The organism is Caballeronia sp. INML2 (assembly GCF_023631365.1).
Taxonomy (GTDB): Bacteria; Pseudomonadota; Gammaproteobacteria; order Burkholderiales; family Burkholderiaceae; genus Caballeronia; species Caballeronia turbans.
The window spans coordinates 18,634-36,632 of sequence record NZ_JALQDH010000090.1 but is presented as its reverse complement, the minus strand read 5'-3'; the positions used below and the strand labels follow the sequence as shown (position 1 = coordinate 36,632).

Sequence of the window (17,999 nt, the reverse complement as noted above, 5' to 3'; positions counted from 1 at the left end):
GAATCACGATGAAAACGAATGCGCTCCTGCAACGCGCGCTGCTCGCTTGCGCGCTGACGATACCGCTCGCCGCGAGCGCCACCTCGCTCGTCTATGAGCCGGTGAATCCGAACTTCGGCGGCAATCCGCTGAACGGCCCGAATCTGCTGAACGAGGCAAATGCGCAGAACAAGTATAAGGATCCGTCGACCGCCAGTCTCGGCACGGGCAGCCAGTCGACGCTCGATCAGTTCAACACGCAATTGCAGCAGGCGATCCTGTCGCGCGTCGCGTCGTCGATTTCGAGTTCGATCGTCGGCACGGACGGCACGCTGCATCCGGGCACGATCAACACGGGCAACTTCTCGATCGCAATCTCGCAAGTCACGGGCGGCAATCTGCAAGTGACGACGACCGACAAGACCACAGGCGCATCCACGACCTTCATCGTCGGCAACGGCCAGTAACGCGAGAGCACACACGCAATGAACAAGAACGCTTTCAGGACCGCTGCGATGGGCGCTGTCATCGTCGCGTCGGCGCTGCTCACCGGTTGCGTCACCACGCCGATGCCTTCTGCTGGCAACGCCACGCTCACACCGCCGACGCGTGTCACGCGCGACCTCACGCATCTGCCGTCGCCCAAGGGAAGGATCGTCGCGGCGGTGTATGGCTTTCGTGATCTGACCGGCCAGTACAAGCCGTCGCCGGACAGCTCGTTTTCGTCGCAGGTAACGCAGGGCGGTGCATCGTTTCTCGTCAAGGCGATGCGCGATTCCGGCTGGTTCACGCCGGTCGAGCGCGAGAATCTTCAGGACCTGCTGACCGAGCGCAAGATCATGCGCGCGCTGGAAACGCCCGACGACAAGAAGAACGCGATTCCCCAGATCGGCGCACTGGCGCCCGCGAGCATCGTGCTCGAAGGCGGCATCGTCGGGTATGACACGAACATCCGCACCGGCGGCGCGGGCGTCGCATATCTGGGGATCTCGGCGTCGCAGCAATATCGCGTCGATCAGGTAACGGTGAACCTGCGCGCGGTCGATATCCGCAACGGCACGATTCTGAACAGCGTGTCGACGACCAAGACCATCTATTCGATTCAGATCGATACAGGCGTGTACCGCTTCATCGGCTTCAAGGATCTGTTGCAGGCCGAAGCCGGCATGACGCGCAATGAGCCGCAGCAGCTTTGCGTGAACGAGGCGATCGAATCGGCGCTCGTGCATCTGATCGTGCAAGGCGTGGCGAACCAGACCTGGGCGCTCAAGGACATGAAGGACTGGTACGACCCGACGATGCAGCGCTACTTGCAGGAAAACCAGGGCTACGCGCAGACGATGGAAGACGTGAATCCGCCGTATAGCCCGATGAAGATCGATCCGCCGAAGACCATGGGCAGTTGAATCGGCGGCCAAGCGAAACTTGAACAGGAGGAGACCAGCATGAAATCACTGCGCGCCTCGAAAGCCGCGCTGTGTGCAGCGCTCAGCGCGGCCGTGTCGCTCGCCGTGTATGCCGCTGATCTGTCGTCGATCTCGGACTTCGGTCCGCCCGAGCCGGGCTTCGGTGGTGCGACGCAGGTGGCGCGTGTATCGCAGCGCGGCGATGGTAATCGTCTCAGCGCAGTTCAGGCAGGACAGAACGGCCTGATGGCGAATCAGATGGGCATCGCCAATGCGGCGGCGACTGCGCAGGCGGGCAACGACAACTGGACGGTGCTGCAGCAAAGCGGCGTCGCCAACCAGTACGCCGGTTATCAGGCGGGACAGTACAACCGTTCGATCGCGGTGCAGAACGGCAGCGGTAACGAAGCAACGGTTACGCAGATCGGAAACTCGATGTCGTCGCAGGTGACGCAGCTCGGCGCCAACAATGAGATTTCCATCCTGCAGAACCGTAGTGGCTCGGGACTGTCGGTCACGCAGACCGGCGGTGCGAGGGCGGCAGTCCTCATGAAGTAGGCAGTGATCCTTCCCGGTGATATGCCGGGGCGAGGGGACCAGAAAGTTTGATTTCAGTGTGAATGTGGTGGGTATGGTGGAATCGGTCGTCGGCGGGGGCTGGCGACCTTTAGGGTTACGAATTGCTGTAAATAAAACATCAATCAACGAGGCATAAAAATGAAAGTCAAGGCAATCACTATCGCTATGGGTCTGGCAGCACTGGCTTCGACGTCGGCATTCGCTGATTCGAGCTTCGAAGGCGCAACGGTCAACCAGTTCGGCAATGGCAACACCGCAGGTGTGACGCAGACGAATTCGCACAACGACAAGGTGAACGTGCTGCAAACCGCGGACGGCGCGAACGCCAGCGTCAGCTCGGACGCGGGCGGCTACAACGTCACCGATATCAAGCAGACCGCGAACGGCAAGGGTGCGTCGAAGCTGAACGCGACCGTCACGCAAAAGCAGACGGTCGGCGAGAACACGACGGTCCGCCGAAACGGCAACAGCCTCACCGCGACGATCTCGCAAACGTCGTCGATGTACGACACCGATACCGTCAGGCAAGCCGGCAAGAACGCGACGGCTTCGATCACCCGCAACGGCTCGGCCTACAACACGGTCAACATCGATCAGGGCACGGGCATGACCTCGGGCCAGACCGACGGCGCCAAGGCGACGGTCACGCAGACCAACACGGTCGCCAACACGGTCGACATCCTGCAAGGCAACAAGGCGGGCATCGCGACGATCGAGCAGCGTGACGGCGGATACAACCACGCGCGCGTCGAGCAGACGGGCGGCGGCACGGACGCCACGATCGAGCAATGGTCGGAAGTGGGCGATCACGCGTCGATCAAGGAAAGCGACGCGGCACGTTCGCGCATCCACTCGGAATACGGCGGCAATAACACTAACACGATCGTACAGAGCGGCGCCAACGCACCGCACTACGCTCAGATCAACCAGAGCTACGCCACCAACGATACGACGACGATCATCCAGACCGGCTCGCAATACAACGAAGGCTACGTCGATCAGATCCGTTCGTCGAACGACACGGCACTCCTGATCCAGGACGGCGACACCAACAAGGCAGCGGCGCGCCAGAACTACGGAAGCGGCAACACCGTCATCGCGGCGCAAGTCGGCGCGCACAACAAGATGGATCTGACGCAGCAGGCCGCGTTCGAGTCCACGCTGCTGGCCGGTCAGCTCGGCGGCTACAACGACATCAAGGCATCGCAGTCGGGCGCGAAGGAAGATCTGACCATCGCGCAGGTGGGCGACCTCAACAGCGCGAACGCTTCGCAAGCGGGTTCGTACAACACGGCGTTGATCACGCAAGTCGGCTTCGCCAACACGGCTACGACGGCACAAAGCGGTGTGGGCAACGCGACGGTCGTCAATCAGGCCGGTGCGTTCAACAAGGCGAACATCGTTCAAAAGTAAGAACGACGACGGTTTGAGCTATTTGCGGGCGGCGAGCGGCTTTCGAGGCTGCTCCCCGCCTGCCTTTTCGTTGGCGGGAACCTTCGGGTTATGACGGCGAAACGCGACACTGAGATCGCAATCAGAAATCGATCTGCGCGAATACGCGCTCATCGATGAGCCGGCGCGGCGATTGTTAGGATATGCACCGACCGAAAGCCTGTGGGCTTCGCTGAAGGTCGCACAACTGCACGGTCGGCACTTCGCGACGCGGCGTGATGCGACGGATGAAATTATCGACTGGCTCGGCTTCTACAATGCCCGCCGTGCATTCGACATTGAACTACGTCAGCCCTATGACGTTCGAGAAGAATTGGCCGCCGCTCAGCGAGGGCAAGCGGCCTGACGTCTTAAGCTACGGGATTCGTGAAACAGGGGCAAGGTCAGTCTCGGTCGATACGTCTGGTGCAGTAGCCGTGGCATGTTCGATTGCACGCAACGCGAACACTTCTTCGCCGTCGATGCTGAGCGTCAACACCGCCAGCGCAGGTTGCTGCGCGCGCAACCCGCTTCCGAGCGTCAGGCGAACGCCGTTGCGAGCGACGGCGTGGTCATCAATCAGCAACAGCCGGATACCGGGTTCAGGCTGCATGGATTGCTTCGAGCGGCAAACACAAGCTGAACGTGGTACTTGCGCCGGGCTTGCGATATCGACGAGCCGTACGCGTTGCTGCTCCGGTAGGGTCACGAGGTCGGTCGCCACCTGCGCACACTCACGGAGCCTATGGCATGCAGGCGCTGTATTGCAGGCCGAACCAGAGGCTGCGCGACGCAAAGCACATGATCGGCCTTACTTGCTGCGCGGTCGACGCGTGCCCATGGCGGCATGTTCGCACCAGCTTGTATGGCGGTCTGTACTTTGTTATATAATTCGCAGTACTATTAACAGATATTATTGCAGTAGCGTTTTGGTGGTAAAGTTGAAGAATGTCAATCTACTATAGAGAGCAGGGCTGTGGCGCAAGGTGCAGACGACTTTGACGACGACGAGGCATTCGAGTCGTTTCCCGACCCGGAAGTCGCGCGCATCGTGCTTGAACTCGACCGGACCATCACGCGGCGCCGCCGTGCGGGCGCGATAGCTCACATCGTCGAAGGGCGCGCCGTGCCCTTGCCCGTCAAACCCAGCCATATTGAATTGCGGGTTATGACCGTTCTCGCGCAGACCTATGGCCCGTTGCTCTTCGGCAAAGAATTCGAGCCCGCGCTCGAGCACATCGCGAAATGCGGTGCCGTGGTCCTGGTACAGCGGGTCTTGTGGGGCGACTTGCCGGAAGACCATGGTCTCGCCGCGCCCCTGCTCGATGCGCGGATCCCGTTCGAGATCCTGTGCGGCACCTGGCCTGATGTGTTCATGGCGCAGGCGCATGCCGAGCTGCAGGGTTTCCGGCCAGGGCCCCCCGATCCGCGCATGGAATCGGATGATGGGAAGCGCGACGATGGCTGAAGTTCGATTTGTTTGAACCGCCGCTGCGCCGGCAGCGCTGACGCATAGTCATTCGGCGAACAAATCGGGACCGAAGACTTCGTAGTGGATTTTCGACTCGCGGATATCTAGCGCTTTCAAGGCATCATGCTGCGCTCTCATGAACGGAATGGGACCGCAGATGTAGTAGTCGGCCGCGGGAAGCAGAATCTTGTCGCGCAGGTCACTCAAATTGATGAAGCCTGGCCTGTCGTAGTCTTTTCCAGGCACGTCACCCGGCAAGGGCGAGTCATAGTAGATCACGGCGGTAAAGTTTGGGTAAGTCGCTGCGGCTTGCCGAAGGCGGTCACGCATTGCGTGAACGGCGCTATTTCTTGCGCCATGCACGAAAACGACCTGTCTGTCTGGATTCTGAATCGCGCGTTTCAGCATGCTTACCATTGGCGTAAGGCCCACGCCACCGCTGATCAAGACGATAGGCGTTTTCGCGTTGACGTCGATATGAAAGGTGCCATACGGAGCGGCTACCTTCACTTCGTCGCCCACCTTCAGATCTTCATGGAGCAGGGATGACACGTAGCCGGCAGGCCGCGCTCCGTCGCCTTCCTCGCGTTTGATCGAGATACGGTAGCTGTGGCCGTTCGGCATGTCCGACAGACTGTATTGCCGAATCTGCTGAAGTTGAAGTGTCGGTACGTCTACTGCGATGCTGACATATTGACCAGGCTCGAAATTGATGACCGGTTGACCGTCAGCAGGTTCCAGCACGAAGGAGGTAATGACGCTGCTTTCAGGCTGTTTGTCCTTCACGACGAACGTTCGCCAGCCGTTCCAACCGCCGAGCTGGCTCGCCGACTTTTCGCGCAACTGCGCTTCCATGCCCATGAGCGCGTCTGCAAGGTTGCCGTAGGCCTGAGCCCAAGCAGCGATAATGTCATCGGTAGCCGCATCGCCGAGCACCTCCTTGATCGCGCCAAGGAGATGCTCACCAACGATGGGATAGTGTTCAGGCCGGACGTCGAGGCTGGCATGTTTGTGAGCGATATTGTTGAGCACGGAAGCAAGGCTGCTCGGGTTTTCAATATTCTCCGCGTAAGCGTATACGGCTCGAGCAAGCGCTTGTTGCTGCTGCCCCTGATCCTGATGCGCCATGTTGAACACATTCTTGAGCTCTGGTTGGGCGTCAAAGAGTCGCGAATAAAAGCGTCGGATGATGGTGTAGCCGTGCTGCGCGAGGACCGGCGCCGTGGCCTTAACGATATCCTTCGTTCGCTGAGTCAGCATGTGGGTTGCTCCTGGATTTAAGTCGTACAAGTGCCGCGCCGAAGCTCAGCTAGTCGACATCACGACGGAGGGCGGCACTTTTCTCGGATTCCACACCCGCAGTCACATCTCTGGTGACCGCAACCGAGCCGCATACGCCGCCATCTGGATCCAAGACCAATGCGAAGGTCATCTCGACGTAAAGCTTGCGACCGTCTTTATGAGTCGCCCGGGTGAGGGTCGCTCGTCCATTCAGTCTAGTCGCGCCCGCGGTCACCGCCTTCTCAAAACTGCGCCAATGTGCATCCCGCAGGCGGGGCGGAATAATCAAGTTAAGGCTTTGCCCCAACGCTTCTGCGCCGGCGTATCCGAATAGAGCGACTGCGCTGCAGTTCCAGCGCACGATCGTTCCAAGTCGGTCTGCAAAGATGACTGCGTCGGCTATCTGGTTCAGAATCCAATCTCCGGCCACGGTCGAGTCTTCCATGATGTCATCTGTCGAGTTCGGCAAGTCAATGATAGAGTGATCGATGCGCGCGCAACACATGAGAGTCATGTCGCGTCGTGCTGATCTTGTGCAGCGAAGCGTACTCACGCGATTCGATAAGCACAGTTCGCGTTTCTGTGCGCTTCCTTGACGCAACCATAGGGCCCCCGCGAGTCAAATCGCCATCCCTCCGTGTTCGCACTAGTCTAGATAGCTGCGATCTTCTGGGTTCCCGACGCCGCAAGTCGCTCGTTGCGCAAAATCGTACGCCCGCTTCTATGAAACGGCGGGAACAACTTCGATCAACGCGAGGCCGATGAGGGCTCCCAGGGCTGCGCTCATCAGTTTCGGGAGGCCAGTTGTCCAGATGAAGTGTACTCAGTAGGGCATCGACCAAGACTACGCCCGGGCAGGGCGAGCACGACGCTCAGGCGGGCCGTTTCAAATTCGCTTGTGACCAGCATATCCGTTCCCCGGAAACATTGGTCAAAATATATCACGATATGATGCAAAAGACTGATGCGGTGCGCAAGCACGGCTCACCCGGAAAAGCTCATCTCAGACGGCTGGCGCTAGACAATAGCTACGCGACCAGGGATTTCGCGGTGCTTCGCGCGCACGTGCAGCGCATCCCGCCCACGGTAATCGCGTGCACCTACTACGACCCCAATCAGGATGCGCACGCGGCGACGCCTGGCGCCATAGACCGGCACCCGGTACCATTCTCGACGGCATTCATATTCAGCGACACCGACCGCATCTGCCCACATAAAACATTTGAAAGAGCGACGATCATTCGGATCGATGACAGGCGAAGACCAATGCACATACATCACAATGTGATATATTGGGGGCAAGGGATGGGATCGGTGCCGGTTCAACAGAGAACGTGGGGTGCGAACATCGGTGCGCTTGTCAATCTAAAGGCCGACGGTTCCAGGCCCGGGCGGAACACTCACGCTGGCGTTGAAGCGCTGAGTCTCTGAGATTGAATCGGGTTTTGAGGAGGGCGTCTTTCCTCGGCCATGGCATCACAGCCGACGGCATGCTCTTACGGTTTTTTTACCGCCTCTCAACGTCGGTAAATCACGCTTCGAGGTATTCGAAGCCGCGTTTCAACGCCAGAGTGCGGGGAGGGACCATGGCCACCTATCGGCGCATTTTATTGTGCTACAACGGCACACGAGAGGGACGCTGCGCGTTACGTCTCGGTGCTGAACTCGCGCGACAGCTTGGCGCTGAAACGCATCTCCTTGCTGTGGTCGACGATGCCGCGTGGGCGCGAGGTCTTGACGCGGTACCGGCAGTTGCCTTCGATTTCGAGGAGATGTCAGCGAAAGAAGTATTGCGTGAAGGAGTGAGCAAACTGTCGCAACTCGGTGTAGCGGCGTCCGGCCACTTCGCGATCGGAAATCCCATGAATCAGATCCCCCGGTTCGCCGAGGAACTGAAGATCGACCTCATTGTGGTTGGGCACCATCGGAGCGGCCTTCTTGCACGATGGTGGACCGGACAAGATGATGGTCGGCTACTCGACCGAGTTTCGTGCAGCGTACTCATTGCGATGGATCTACAACCCCAACAGCCCCTGTGATTTGCCGGAGAAGCGTGTCTCTCTGGCACGGGCTCCATTGCGTTCAGCGATGGTCGGAGGCGAAGGTCGTCCGGCCGGGAATAGGGCCTTTGCAGGGAGACGACTGATTTTTTCGAACTCCTTTTCTGTGCGCCTGGCTACGCCGCCAAAAATGGCATGATGTTGAAGATGTGTTTGGTCGGCTCTTGGAGCAGCGGCGCTTCAAAATTCGATCGCCAGTGAGGTTGTTACGGTTCTTGACGGCCCGGCGGGACGAACTCGGGTTTCGCCCCTCGCTCGTGATGCAACAAGCAGAACAGCTAGCAAATGTGGAAAGGCCAACGAGTGCTGCCGGTTCGTGCGGTTGGAGAAAAGACATCGTGCACGCACTTTATGACATTCTACTGACCGCAGTAGCCGTTGTGATTTGCGTGCTGCCGGCGATCCTCGCCGACCGTAGTAAGCGACGCTCCGTGCTGATGCTTGCACTCTCCAATAACCTGTTCGGCCGGGGCATCGTGGGCTGGTTTGCGGCGCTTGATTGGGCGTTTCATCCCGATAGTGCCAGGAAGCTAAAGCGCATCTAGAGCGCTATCAACCGCCACGGATCCATGCGTCGAGATCGCCGCGAAATGCCTCCGGAATTCACTCGTACATATACCTGCGAGACCATGCGAGTGAGTCGGCTTGTGCGCCAGCTCTTCGGCAGACGACTTGGTAGATGGATAGATTACCGTAACGAAAGCCGTAGGCGCACCCTGCGAGATAGATTCGCCGTACCCGAAACGTTTGTTCGTCCACCAATTGCCGAATCGAATCCGCATTTTTTTCGAACGTCTCTGCCCACAACGTCAACGTGCGAGCGTAGTGGCGCCGTAGATTCTCAACGTCGATTGATTCCAGATTACCGCGCTGCATCGCGTCGAGGACTTGCCCGATATGCGACAGTTCGCCGTTCGGAAACACGTATTTGTCCATGAACCCACTGCCATCAACGGCTGGAGACCAGGCGATATCTGGGTCCGTCGATGTGATTCCATGATTCATTGCGATTCCCTCAGGCGCCAGCAACGAACTGATCTTCGCGAAATACGCTCCAAGGTTCGCGCGCCCGACATGCTCGAACATGCCCACGCTGGTGACGCGATCGAACTGACCGTCGATATCCCGATAATCCTGAAGCCGGATTTCGACCCGATCTGTGAGGCCTGCCTCCTGCACCCGCTGCGTCGCGAACTCGTACTGCCTCTCGGAAAGCGTAATGCCGGTACATCGCGCACCGAAGCGCTGCGCTGCCCGGATCACCAAGGAGCCCCAGCCGCAACCGATGTCGAGGAGCGATTGCGTCGGTCGCAGCGCGATCTTTTTTAGGATGTGATCGATCTTCTTCTCTTGAGCCGTGTCGAGATCTTCCGTGCCGTTCTCAAAGTACGCACAGGAATAGAGCATCGTTCGCCCAAGCCAGATGCGGTAGAAATCGTCAGACACATCGTAGTGAAATTGAATCGCCTTGCGATCAGATTGTTTGCTGTGATCAGCTAGAGAAAAGTGTGGGGCGTAGGCGTTTGAAGGAACGTCACGATGCGCCAGCCCATACGCCAGTGCGACCGCGTCGGGCATACGGCCGTCAATGTCGATCTCATCGTTGACGTATGCTTGCGCGATTGCATCGATCGTGGGCCGCCGCAACCGCCGTAGCGCCCCGGCTTGCTTCACATACAGGACAACTTTGGGTTCGCCCGCATGACCGAGACTGATTTGCCGCCCGTCCCACAACACGAGTCGCGCGGGCACGGGGACGCGCTCGCCAGCGCTCGCTGCCCACGCTTCAACCTTATCTTGGAAGAACATGTTTTTCTCCCGCTTTTTGACCAGATGGATCAAAGCGTCGTCGACGCTCACCACAATTTCGCCAGGCCATGAATTCGACTGACTGACCGTTTCAGCCCACGAAGAAACTTGCTTCGGATGGCCGAGAAGTTATCGAGAACTATCCACATCCGAGGTGTTCGTCCGCATTGGGGACCCCAACGAGACGGAAGAAGTCGAGCGGAAGCAATCGCAGCTGAACTGCAATCAAGAGTATCACACTATGATATAAATGGTGGAGCGTGCTTTGCTGAATCTATGATCGTCGACGTGGCGCGTGTCACGCCCAGTGCGTCGTAGAGGGAGATGGTTATGTCGCTTGAAGTGAAGGTCGGGCCGCCGCAGATTGCGATTCACCAGGGCCACGTGGTTCTTCTGACAGGAACCGATGGCCAGATGAGCGGCCTATCACAGAAGGGCTACTACTTCTACGATACGCGCGTGATCAGCCATTGGACCGTGTACGCAAACGGGGAACCGTGGGATCTGCTCAACGGTGGCGCGACAGCCGCCTTCGCGGCGCAGATTTTTTTGACAAATCGTGCCTTTCTCGCCGAAGCTGGCCCGATCGAAGCTCATACGGTCGGCCTGACGGTGAGTCGTGAGATCAGCGGTGGCCTCCACGAGGATCTCGACGTGATCAATTACGGCACCTCGGACGTGCGCTTCAATCTCGAGATCGGTATACGCAGTGATTTTGCCGACCTCTTCGAGGTGAAATCCGGTCGCTTCGTGCGCCGCGGGCGCATCTCGACAGCATGGTCCGATTCCGGACAACGACTGGTCACCACGTACCGGAACCAAGACTTTCTGCGCGCTGTTGAGGTGAGCGCGTGCAACAGCGAATCTTTGGCCGCCTACGCGAATGGGCGCATGACCTTTGACATTGCGATAGAGCCCGGCGCCCGCTGGCATTGCTGTCTGCGATACGATCTCTCAGACGGGCGTGATCAGTTTCGCGCACCAGTCTTCTGTGCCAGCTCTCAAAGCGAATTATCGGAAAACCGTAAGCGGCTTGCACAGTGGAATAGCGCCGTCCTCAAGCTCGAGAGCAATCATGAGACGCTCAGGAGTGTATTTCAGCAGGCCACGGATGATCTCGCGGCGTTGCGCCTGCCGATCAAAGGGTCCGCACTCAAAGCCGACACGCATGTCGTGCCGGCTGCAGGACTTCCATGGTTTGTGGCTCTCTTCGGGCGTGATAGTCTGATTACGTCCTTACAGACATCGTTGGTCTATCCTTCGTTTGCGCGCGGAACCTTGGAGGTGCTAGGTGCCCGACAGGCGAAGGATCGGGATGACTATCGCGACGCCGAGCCGGGCAAGATCATGCACGAGCTACGCCTCGGGGAACTCGCCCATTTCAACCTGGTGCCTCATACGCCCTACTACGGAACGGCCGACGCGACGCCGCTCTATCTCATTACTTTGCATATCGCTTGGTGTTGCACAGGCGACCTTGATCTGCTGAAACGACACCTGCCCACCGCGGAGCGCTGTCTCGACTGGATCGACCAATACGGCGACCGGGATGGCGATGGCTTCCAGGAATACGAGACGCGTTCGCCGGACGGACTTGAGAACCAGAGCTGGAAAGACTCCGGCGACGCGGTGGTCTATCCCGACGGGGCGCAAGTCGGGGGTGCCAAAGCGCTTTGTGAACTCCAGGGTTACGTCTACGATGCATGGATGCGAATGGCGAAGGTTTATGACGTGCTCCATAAGCAAGCGCATGCGACGAACCTGCGTGCGAAGGCGGCTAAACTTTTCGCCAGATTCAATGAAGCTTTCTGGGACGAGGAAGCTGGCTTCTACGCGCTCGCGCTCGATGCCGACAAGAATAAGGTCATGACGGTGGCCTCGAATCCCGGTCACTGCCTGTGGTCCGGGATCGTTCCGCCTGAGCGTGCGAGCCGCGTAGTGGCGCGGCTGATGCGCGAGGACATGTGGAGTGGGTGGGGTATTCGCACGCTATCGGCCGCTCACCCAGCATACAACCCTTATTCTTATCAACGCGGCGCGGTTTGGCCGCATGACAATGGCCTCATTGCCGAGGGGTTCAAGCGTTACGGGTATGCAAAAGAGGCCGGGGAGATTGCTCATGACGTGTGGTCGGCGGGCCGCTTCTTCATGCTCAATCAGTTCCCCGAGCTCTATGCCGGTTTGCATCGTGACGCGTCAAGCTTTCCCGTCCAGTATCTCGGCGCGAACGTGCCTCAGGCCTGGGCGGCGGGATCTGTTTTCTCGTTGCTTTACGCCATTCTTGGCCTTCAACCCGACGCGCCCAACGCAACGCTCTACGTCGACCCGGTTTTACCAGACTGGCTTGCGGACGTCACGTTGAGAGACCTACACCTCGGGGAACAGACGTTCGATATTCGGTTCTGGCGAAAGAATCAGCAGAGCCACTTTACGGTGCTCAAAGGTGAACCCTCCGCCGTCGTCCGGCGCGCGGTCCCTGTCCAGACGGAGGGGGCTTAACGCAAACGAGGAGGCTCTGCGGAGTTTCTTACACACCAGGTCGCTCAGCGGCGGGGCGCGACTGCATCGCGCATCGTCTGGACATCGCGCGTGGTGACCGGCATCGCATTGTTCCCCCACGCGCTGCGCACGAAGGTCAATACGCGCGCAATTTCGGTGTCCGTGAGCTTCGGTCCAAAAGCCGGCATTTCCTTTGACGGCAGGTCGTGGATGGTTGTTGGCGCATGCCCGCCTTGCAAAAGAAGACGCACAAGCGAATCCGGCTTTTCCGCAAGCACGGCAGGGTTTCCTGCGAGCCGCGGATACTTGAGCGGCTCACCCCTTCCATCGCTGTGGTGACAGCGCGCGCACATGCCTTGGTAGAGTCCCGCGCCGGGCCGTTGCTGATCGCCGGTGTGCAAGGCGGCGACACTTTGCTGTGCCAGTCTAGATTGCGCATCGTAGTTGCCGCCGCTGCCCTGTGCAGGCAGGGCCTTCAAATAGGACGCAATCGAGCTCAGATCCTGGTCGCTCAGATACTGCGTGCTGTCTTCGACGACCTGCACCATGCTACCGAAGGTGATGAGCCCCGCGCCGTGTCCGGTTTTCAGGAATGAGGCGATGTCTTGCGCCGAGATGCGGCCAAGCCCTGGGCCCGCGAGGCCCGTGAGATTTGGGGCATACCAGTGATCGTTGGTGCCACCCGTGAGGTAAGCGCTCGACTCTTGCGTATAGCCGATCTCGTTGTACGCGGGCCCGCGCGGGGTGTGACAGGCGCCGCAGTGGCCAAGTGACTGCACGAGATACGCTCCGCGATTCCACTGCGCGTCGCGTTTCGGATCCGGTGTAAAGGTATCATTTGGCGCGAAGGCGAGATTCCACAGCGAGAGCGCCCAGCGCTGACTGAACGGAAACGGTAGCTTTGTTTCCGGCGCAGCCTGTTTCACGGGCTCGACGCCATGCATGAAGTAGGCGTAAAGCGCGCGCATGTCTTCATCATTGATCTTCGAGAACGAGGGGTAGGGCATGGCCGGGTACAGATGCTTGCCGCCGGGCGTGACACCTTGATGCAAGACACGTGCGAAGTCCTCATAGCTATAACCGCCAATGCCGTGTTCCTTGTCGGGCGTGATGTTGCTCGACCAGATCGTGCCGAAGGGTGAGCCCATCGGCAAGCCGCCCGCAAATGGGCGCGGCTGCGGCTGCCCCTTTTTGGGCAACGCTGTATGGCAGCCCGCGCAGTCGGCGGCCTTGGCGAGATACGCGCCACGTGCGACCAGCTCCGCGGCGGGCGTTTCCTGCGCGCAGGTGGACTGACACCAGAACATGAAGCCCGCCGCCATTGCAGTCATGGTGAGCCACGCAGGTCGTCTAACAATCATGGTGATCAGCGCCCCCCACAAGGAGAAACGACGAGCCACGCGAGATCGGTGGCGATCAGCGCGAACACGAAGAGTGCGCTCGCCAGAGCGCCTGCGCGGGCGATGAAAACGTCGCGTGCGGTGTGTCGATCAATAGCGCTTTGCTCTTTCACCGCGGACGCGAACACGGCGGTACGCCGCCAGTTGCGCCACGCGATCGCCGCGCCTGCGACCCCCATGAGCAGAGCGAGGAATGCGAGGACCAGCTCGCCATGCTGGAGCCACGGGATTGCGGGCGCATTGACGGGTCGTTCATGCGGAAAGCACCCCCATGCGGCGATCGTCTGAGCGAGGTTCGTCTGGACGAACCAAGCGGCCGGCGCGAGCAACAGGCCAAGCGTGAGCGACACGCCGCTTGGACGCGCTTCGTGCCGCTGCTTAATGACGGAAGAGGGGTCGTTCATCATCATCTCGCGAGCACATAGGGCGACAGATAGAGCGTCGCGAAAATGAAGAGCCATACGATATCGACGAAGTGCCAGTACAGCCCGCCGATGGTGAGCGCCGCCGAGCGCGCCCGGTCGAAGTAGCCGAGCGCGGTCCAGAGCGTGAGGAACGCCAGCACGACGAGGCCGACCACCACGTGCATCAGGTGAAAACCGGTGATGGTGAAGTAGAGGGAGCCATAGAGGTGTGTTGTCAAACCGTAAGGATGATCATGCCATTCCTTGAGCTGGATGCCGACGAAGATCGTGCCGAGCAAGATCCCGGTCAGGAGCATCAACACGCCCATGCCGCGCTTGCCGCGCCGCACGAAGCGCTCGCTCGCCCACACGAATACGCTGCTCGACAACAGGATGCACGTATTTGCCCCACCGAGCCCCAGCTTCGGCATGCCTTCGGGCGGCCATTGCCGCGTGGTCTGCGAGGCGAGATACAGATACGAAAAGATGAGATAGCCGAACAGCGCCGCCTCGGTTGCAACAAGCGTGAGGACGCCCCACCATCCGCCCGAACGCTCGCCCGGACTGCCGATGGGCAGCGTTTCGCGTTCCGGCAGGCTGTCCGCATAGTCGCTCATGATGTGGCTCCGGCGCGTGGGCTACGGGTATTGTTACTCTTAGGCGCGTCGTCGTCCGGCGAATCATCACGCTGGCCAAGCTCCCGCCTCGGCCACAGCCAGACGACGATCGCCGCGGCGCAACCCAGCAAACCGACGCCTGCGAGCCACCACGCGGTGAGTGCCAGTCCCGTGAAAAACACGAGCGAAGCCACGCTAAGCCAAAACGGCGCGTACGAATCCTCAGGCATCTTGAGAATGACGTCAGGGTCGCCGTCGAGCGCGCTGGTGCCGAGCGCTTCGCGTCCACGGTTCAGCACGTAGCCCACTGTCAGTTGCGAGCGCATCCTGCCGGAGAGGCGTTCTTCCCACAAAGGATGGCGGCTCGCGATGCGCGGCGAGACGGCAAAGTTGTAGGGCGGCGGCGGCGACGAGGTCGACCATTCGAGCGTGGGCGCGTCCCACGGGTTGTCGCCCGCCGCTGGTCCGCGGCGCACGCTGTACACGAAGTCGACCAGGAAAACCAGCACCCCTAGCGCGAACACGAAGGCGCCGACCGAGGTGATCATGTTCACCGTGTTCCAGCCCATGTCCGGCGCATAGGTATAAATCCGGCGTGGCATCCCCAGCAGACCCGCGATGTGCATCGGGAAGAACGCGACGTTGAAGCCCAAAAACAGGATCCAGAAACCGACGCGCCCGATGCGCTCGCTCATCATGCGTCCCGTGAACTTCGGGAACCAAAAGTAGATGCCGCCGATCACCGGAAAGACGTTGATCCCGAGCAACACGTAATGCAGGTGTGCGACCACGAAGTAGGTGTCTGTCAGCTGCCAGTCCAGTGGCACGGCGGCAGTCAGTACACCGGAAAGGCCACCGATCACGAACAAGAACACGAACCCGGCAAAGTAAAGGAACGGCACCCGAAACACGGGCCGCCCGGTCCAGATGGTCGCGATCCACGCGAAGGTCGCGACGGCACTTGGTATGGCGATGACCATGCTCGCCGCGCCGAAGAACGACAGCGCGAGTGCGGGAATACCGGTCGCGAACATGTGGTGAATCCACACAACGAAGCCGACCGTCATGGTCGCGACCGTCGACATCGCGACGGGCAGGTAGCCGACCAGCGGCCTGCGGCAAAACACCGGCAGCGCATCCGAGACAATGCCCATCGCCGGCAACACCACCGCGTAGACCCATGGATGCGCGAAGATCCAAAAGAGATGCTGCCAGAGCAGCGCGCGCCCGCCGTTCATCACGTCGAAGAAGTGCGTGCCGATGCGCCGATCGAGCCACAGGAGAAAGAATGCGAGACTTACCGACGGCACCGCGAGCAGGTTGCCGCCCGAGGCCGTCAGCGTGCCCCACACGAGCACCGGCACGCGATCGACCGACATGCCCGGCGCACGCATGCGCAGGAACGTGACGACGAAATTCATCGAGCCGACCGTGGTCGAGATGCCGAGCAGCACCATCCCGAGCGCGTAGACATCAATGTTGGGTCCCGTGTTGTAAGTGAGTCCCGAGAGCGGCGCGTAGTTGAACCAGCCCGCGTTGGGCGCTTCGCCAAAGGGAAAGCTCGCGTAGAGAAACAGTCCGGCGAAGAGGAAGATCCAGTACGACAGTGCGTTCAGGCGTGGAAACGCCATGTCGCGCGCCCCGAGTACGAGCGGCCACAAATAGTTCGAGAAACCCGACAGCACGGGAAGCGCATAGAGGAAGATCATCGTCACGCCGTGCATCGTGAAGAGCTGGTTGTATTGCTCGGGCGTGAGCAGCGTCGCATCGGGGCGCGCAAGCTGCACGCGCATGATCAGCGCCTCGATGCCGCCCGCGATCAAAAACAGGAAGGCAGTCACGAGATAGCGCAGCCCGATGCTCTTGTGATCGACGGTCGAAAGCCATCCGCGCCAGCCCGGCGGGGCTTCCCAAGTTTCGCGCAAGGCGCGTTCTTCATCGCTACCGGGCTCGACGCGCCCGAGCGTGAGCATGCGTCGTAGGGGCGGGGGCGAGGGTACGTGCTCGGTCATTGCAAGGTCCGAAGGTAGGCTGTCAGTGCGGCGGCGTCGGTGGCGGAGAGCGCGATCGACGGCATCAGCGAATCGGGCTTGATGCGCTGCGCGTGTTGAATCCAGTCAAGCTGGTTCTGCGCTGTGTTGGGTAACGTGCCCGCCGCAATCAGCCTGCGAGCGTTCAGATGCGTGAGATCGGGCGCGTGCGAGCCGTTCGCATCGGTACCGCGAATGGCGTGACAGCCCGCGCAGCGCTCCTTGAAGATTTCGGCGCCAGCGCGCACGTCGGCGGCGGCGCTCACAGGCGCGTACGGTTTCGCTTGCGACGCATACCAGGCATCGAACTGCGCGCGAGGCTCGGCGATTACTTCAAATGCCATATGTGCATGCTGCGCGCCGCAAAACTGCGTGCATTGCCCGCGGTAGACACCCGCGCGGTCCGCCTCAATCCATTGTTCGTTGATGACGCCCGGTATGGTCTGTGTCTTTCCCGCGAGAAGCGGCACCCAGAACGCGTGAATGACGTCCGCGCTTTTGAGTTCGATTTTCACGGGCTCGCCCACCGGAATGTGAATTTCGTTCGCGGTGGTGACGGCAGGCTCGCCCGCGTAGTCGATTTTCCACCACCAGTCATATGCGGTGACGGCGATGGTAAGAGTCGGTTCGCGGCCGGGCGACGCCACGGACTCGAGCGTGACTAGTACATACGCGAGCGCGGCGAAGAGCGCAACGGACGAGATCGCCGTGCCGATCCACACCCAATGCATGCCCCCGCCTTCGGCGTGAACATGTCGCTCGTCGCGTTCCGCTCCCGACCTCCGGCGCGCAATCGCGCCAATGAGCAGTACCACGACGATTAGCGCGACGACAGTCACCAGCGCAGCAAGCGCCCAGCCGAGGCGCATCGTGGGCGTCGCGGCGGGACCGGCGGCATGAAGAAAATAATTGAGCGGCGCGTCGGCATGCGTGACGGCAGGACTCGCGGTCAATAGAAGTGCGAGCGCGAGCACGGCGACGCGCCCGCCGGCGCCGCCGTGAAGGTTCTCTCTGGAAGGAGTGCGGTTGGCCG

17 protein-coding genes and 1 pseudogene are annotated in these 17,999 nt (G+C 60.2%); 9 read left to right on the top strand and 9 right to left on the bottom strand.

The annotated features are described in order from the left end of the window. Positions 1-8 precede the first annotated feature (8 nt). The 5 genes and pseudogenes from NCT32_RS30710 to NCT32_RS30690 form a co-directional block, all read left to right on the top strand. Entirely contained in the window at positions 9-446 is a 438-nt protein-coding gene (locus tag NCT32_RS30710) for a curli assembly protein CsgF (RefSeq protein WP_250486177.1), read from the top strand. A gap of 18 nt (positions 447-464) precedes the next feature. Beyond that, the gene (locus tag NCT32_RS30705) at positions 465-1,385 is read left to right on the top strand and encodes a CsgG/HfaB family protein (RefSeq protein ID WP_250491020.1); all 921 of its coding nucleotides are present in this window, start codon (positions 465-467) and stop codon (positions 1,383-1,385) included. Positions 1,386-1,424: 39 nt separating this feature from the next. Beyond that, positions 1,425-1,943: a hypothetical protein gene (locus tag NCT32_RS30700; protein ID WP_250491019.1), complete on the top strand. Its 519-nt coding sequence runs from the start codon at positions 1,425-1,427 to the stop codon at positions 1,941-1,943. 159 nt (positions 1,944-2,102) lie between these two features. Further along, positions 2,103-3,377, top strand: a complete 1,275-nt coding sequence (locus NCT32_RS30695; RefSeq protein WP_250491018.1) for a hypothetical protein — start codon at positions 2,103-2,105, stop codon at positions 3,375-3,377. A gap of 146 nt (positions 3,378-3,523) precedes the next feature. Continuing rightward, a pseudogene (locus tag NCT32_RS30690) lies at positions 3,524-3,762 on the top strand (IS3 family transposase); the annotation flags it as partial. A 9-nt stretch (positions 3,763-3,771) separates the two neighbouring features. Here NCT32_RS30690 and NCT32_RS30685 read toward each other — a convergent pair. Continuing rightward, complete coding sequence (locus NCT32_RS30685) at positions 3,772-4,008, bottom strand: hypothetical protein (RefSeq protein ID WP_250491017.1); 237 nt, start codon at positions 4,006-4,008, stop codon at positions 3,772-3,774. A gap of 363 nt (positions 4,009-4,371) precedes the next feature. On the opposite strand from NCT32_RS30685, the gene NCT32_RS30680 reads away from it, so the two are divergent. Further along, positions 4,372-4,863 (top strand): hypothetical protein, encoded by a 492-nt coding sequence (locus tag NCT32_RS30680; protein WP_250491016.1) that lies wholly within the window; start codon positions 4,372-4,374, stop codon positions 4,861-4,863. Between the two features lie 48 nt (positions 4,864-4,911). Here NCT32_RS30680 and hmpA read toward each other — a convergent pair whose 3' ends face one another. Both hmpA and NCT32_RS30670 read right to left on the bottom strand, forming a co-directional pair. After that, entirely contained in the window at positions 4,912-6,126 is a 1,215-nt protein-coding gene (gene hmpA / locus NCT32_RS30675; protein ID WP_250487037.1) for an NO-inducible flavohemoprotein, read from the bottom strand. A 49-nt stretch (positions 6,127-6,175) separates the two neighbouring features. Continuing rightward, a complete protein-coding gene (locus tag NCT32_RS30670; protein ID WP_250491015.1) occupies positions 6,176-6,592 on the bottom strand; it encodes a PAS domain S-box protein in 417 nt (138 codons plus the stop codon). Positions 6,593-7,733: 1,141 nt separating this feature from the next. Here NCT32_RS30670 and NCT32_RS30665 point away from each other — a divergent pair. Both NCT32_RS30665 and NCT32_RS30660 read left to right on the top strand, forming a co-directional pair. Beyond that, positions 7,734-8,186, top strand: coding sequence for a universal stress protein (locus tag NCT32_RS30665; RefSeq protein ID WP_250491014.1), 453 nt, complete (start codon positions 7,734-7,736; stop codon positions 8,184-8,186). Positions 8,187-8,467: 281 nt separating this feature from the next. After that, the gene (locus NCT32_RS30660) at positions 8,468-8,752 is read left to right on the top strand and encodes a superinfection immunity protein (RefSeq protein WP_250491013.1); all 285 of its coding nucleotides are present in this window, start codon (positions 8,468-8,470) and stop codon (positions 8,750-8,752) included. A gap of 58 nt (positions 8,753-8,810) precedes the next feature. Here NCT32_RS30660 and NCT32_RS30655 read toward each other — a convergent pair whose 3' ends face one another. Further along, positions 8,811-10,016 carry a cyclopropane-fatty-acyl-phospholipid synthase family protein gene (locus NCT32_RS30655; RefSeq protein ID WP_250491050.1) on the bottom strand — a complete coding sequence of 402 codons (1,206 nt, stop codon included), beginning with the start codon at positions 10,014-10,016 and terminating at the stop codon, positions 8,811-8,813. Positions 10,017-10,346: 330 nt separating this feature from the next. Here NCT32_RS30655 and NCT32_RS30650 point away from each other — a divergent pair, with 330 nt between their 5' ends. Then, positions 10,347-12,515: a glycogen debranching N-terminal domain-containing protein gene (locus tag NCT32_RS30650; RefSeq protein ID WP_250491012.1), complete on the top strand. Its 2,169-nt coding sequence runs from the start codon at positions 10,347-10,349 to the stop codon at positions 12,513-12,515. Between the two features lie 44 nt (positions 12,516-12,559). Here NCT32_RS30650 and NCT32_RS30645 read toward each other — a convergent pair whose 3' ends face one another. From NCT32_RS30645 to coxB, 5 genes are read right to left on the bottom strand one after another with little or no spacing between them, the layout of a single operon-like run. Next, on the bottom strand, positions 12,560-13,837 hold the full coding sequence (locus tag NCT32_RS30645) for a cytochrome c (protein WP_409241554.1): 1,278 nt from the start codon (positions 13,835-13,837) through the stop codon (positions 12,560-12,562). A 44-nt stretch (positions 13,838-13,881) separates the two neighbouring features. Further along, positions 13,882-14,319 (bottom strand): hypothetical protein, encoded by a 438-nt coding sequence (locus NCT32_RS30640; protein WP_250491011.1) that lies wholly within the window; start codon positions 14,317-14,319, stop codon positions 13,882-13,884. A 2-nt stretch (positions 14,320-14,321) separates the two neighbouring features. Next, positions 14,322-14,936: a cytochrome c oxidase subunit 3 gene (locus NCT32_RS30635; RefSeq protein ID WP_250491010.1), complete on the bottom strand. Its 615-nt coding sequence runs from the start codon at positions 14,934-14,936 to the stop codon at positions 14,322-14,324. Next, positions 14,933-16,948, bottom strand: a complete 2,016-nt coding sequence (ctaD, locus tag NCT32_RS30630) for a cytochrome c oxidase subunit I (RefSeq protein ID WP_250491009.1) — start codon at positions 16,946-16,948, stop codon at positions 14,933-14,935. Before ctaD ends, NCT32_RS30635 begins: the two co-directional genes overlap by 4 nt. Further along, entirely contained in the window at positions 16,945-17,940 is a 996-nt protein-coding gene (coxB, locus tag NCT32_RS30625) for a cytochrome c oxidase subunit II (protein WP_250491048.1), read from the bottom strand. Before coxB ends, ctaD begins: the two co-directional genes overlap by 4 nt. Between the last annotated feature and the right edge of the window lie 59 nt (positions 17,941-17,999).

Bases quoted from the DNA above. Each gene is read 5' to 3' on its own strand.
- NCT32_RS30710 (WP_250486177.1), top strand. From the start codon at position 9: ATGAAAACGAATGCGCTCCTGCAACGCGCGCTGCTCGCTTGCGCGCTG.
- NCT32_RS30705 (WP_250491020.1), top strand. From the start codon at position 465: ATGAACAAGAACGCTTTCAGGACCGCTGCGATGGGCGCTGTCATCGTC.
- NCT32_RS30700 (WP_250491019.1), top strand. From the start codon at position 1,425: ATGAAATCACTGCGCGCCTCGAAAGCCGCGCTGTGTGCAGCGCTCAGC.
- NCT32_RS30695 (WP_250491018.1), top strand. From the start codon at position 2,103: ATGAAAGTCAAGGCAATCACTATCGCTATGGGTCTGGCAGCACTGGCT.
- NCT32_RS30685 (WP_250491017.1), bottom strand. From the start codon at position 4,008: ATGCAGCCTGAACCCGGTATCCGGCTGTTGCTGATTGATGACCACGCC.
- hmpA (WP_250487037.1), bottom strand. From the start codon at position 6,126: ATGCTGACTCAGCGAACGAAGGATATCGTTAAGGCCACGGCGCCGGTC.
- NCT32_RS30670 (WP_250491015.1), bottom strand. From the start codon at position 6,592: ATGGAAGACTCGACCGTGGCCGGAGATTGGATTCTGAACCAGATAGCC.
- NCT32_RS30665 (WP_250491014.1), top strand. From the start codon at position 7,734: ATGGCCACCTATCGGCGCATTTTATTGTGCTACAACGGCACACGAGAG.
- NCT32_RS30660 (WP_250491013.1), top strand. From the start codon at position 8,468: ATGCAACAAGCAGAACAGCTAGCAAATGTGGAAAGGCCAACGAGTGCT.
- NCT32_RS30655 (WP_250491050.1), bottom strand. From the start codon at position 10,016: ATGTTCTTCCAAGATAAGGTTGAAGCGTGGGCAGCGAGCGCTGGCGAG.
- NCT32_RS30650 (WP_250491012.1), top strand. From the start codon at position 10,347: ATGTCGCTTGAAGTGAAGGTCGGGCCGCCGCAGATTGCGATTCACCAG.
- NCT32_RS30645 (WP_409241554.1), bottom strand. From the start codon at position 13,837: ATGGCGGCGGGCTTCATGTTCTGGTGTCAGTCCACCTGCGCGCAGGAA.
- NCT32_RS30640 (WP_250491011.1), bottom strand. From the start codon at position 14,319: ATGAACGACCCCTCTTCCGTCATTAAGCAGCGGCACGAAGCGCGTCCA.
- NCT32_RS30635 (WP_250491010.1), bottom strand. From the start codon at position 14,936: ATGAGCGACTATGCGGACAGCCTGCCGGAACGCGAAACGCTGCCCATC.
- ctaD (WP_250491009.1), bottom strand. From the start codon at position 16,948: ATGACCGAGCACGTACCCTCGCCCCCGCCCCTACGACGCATGCTCACG.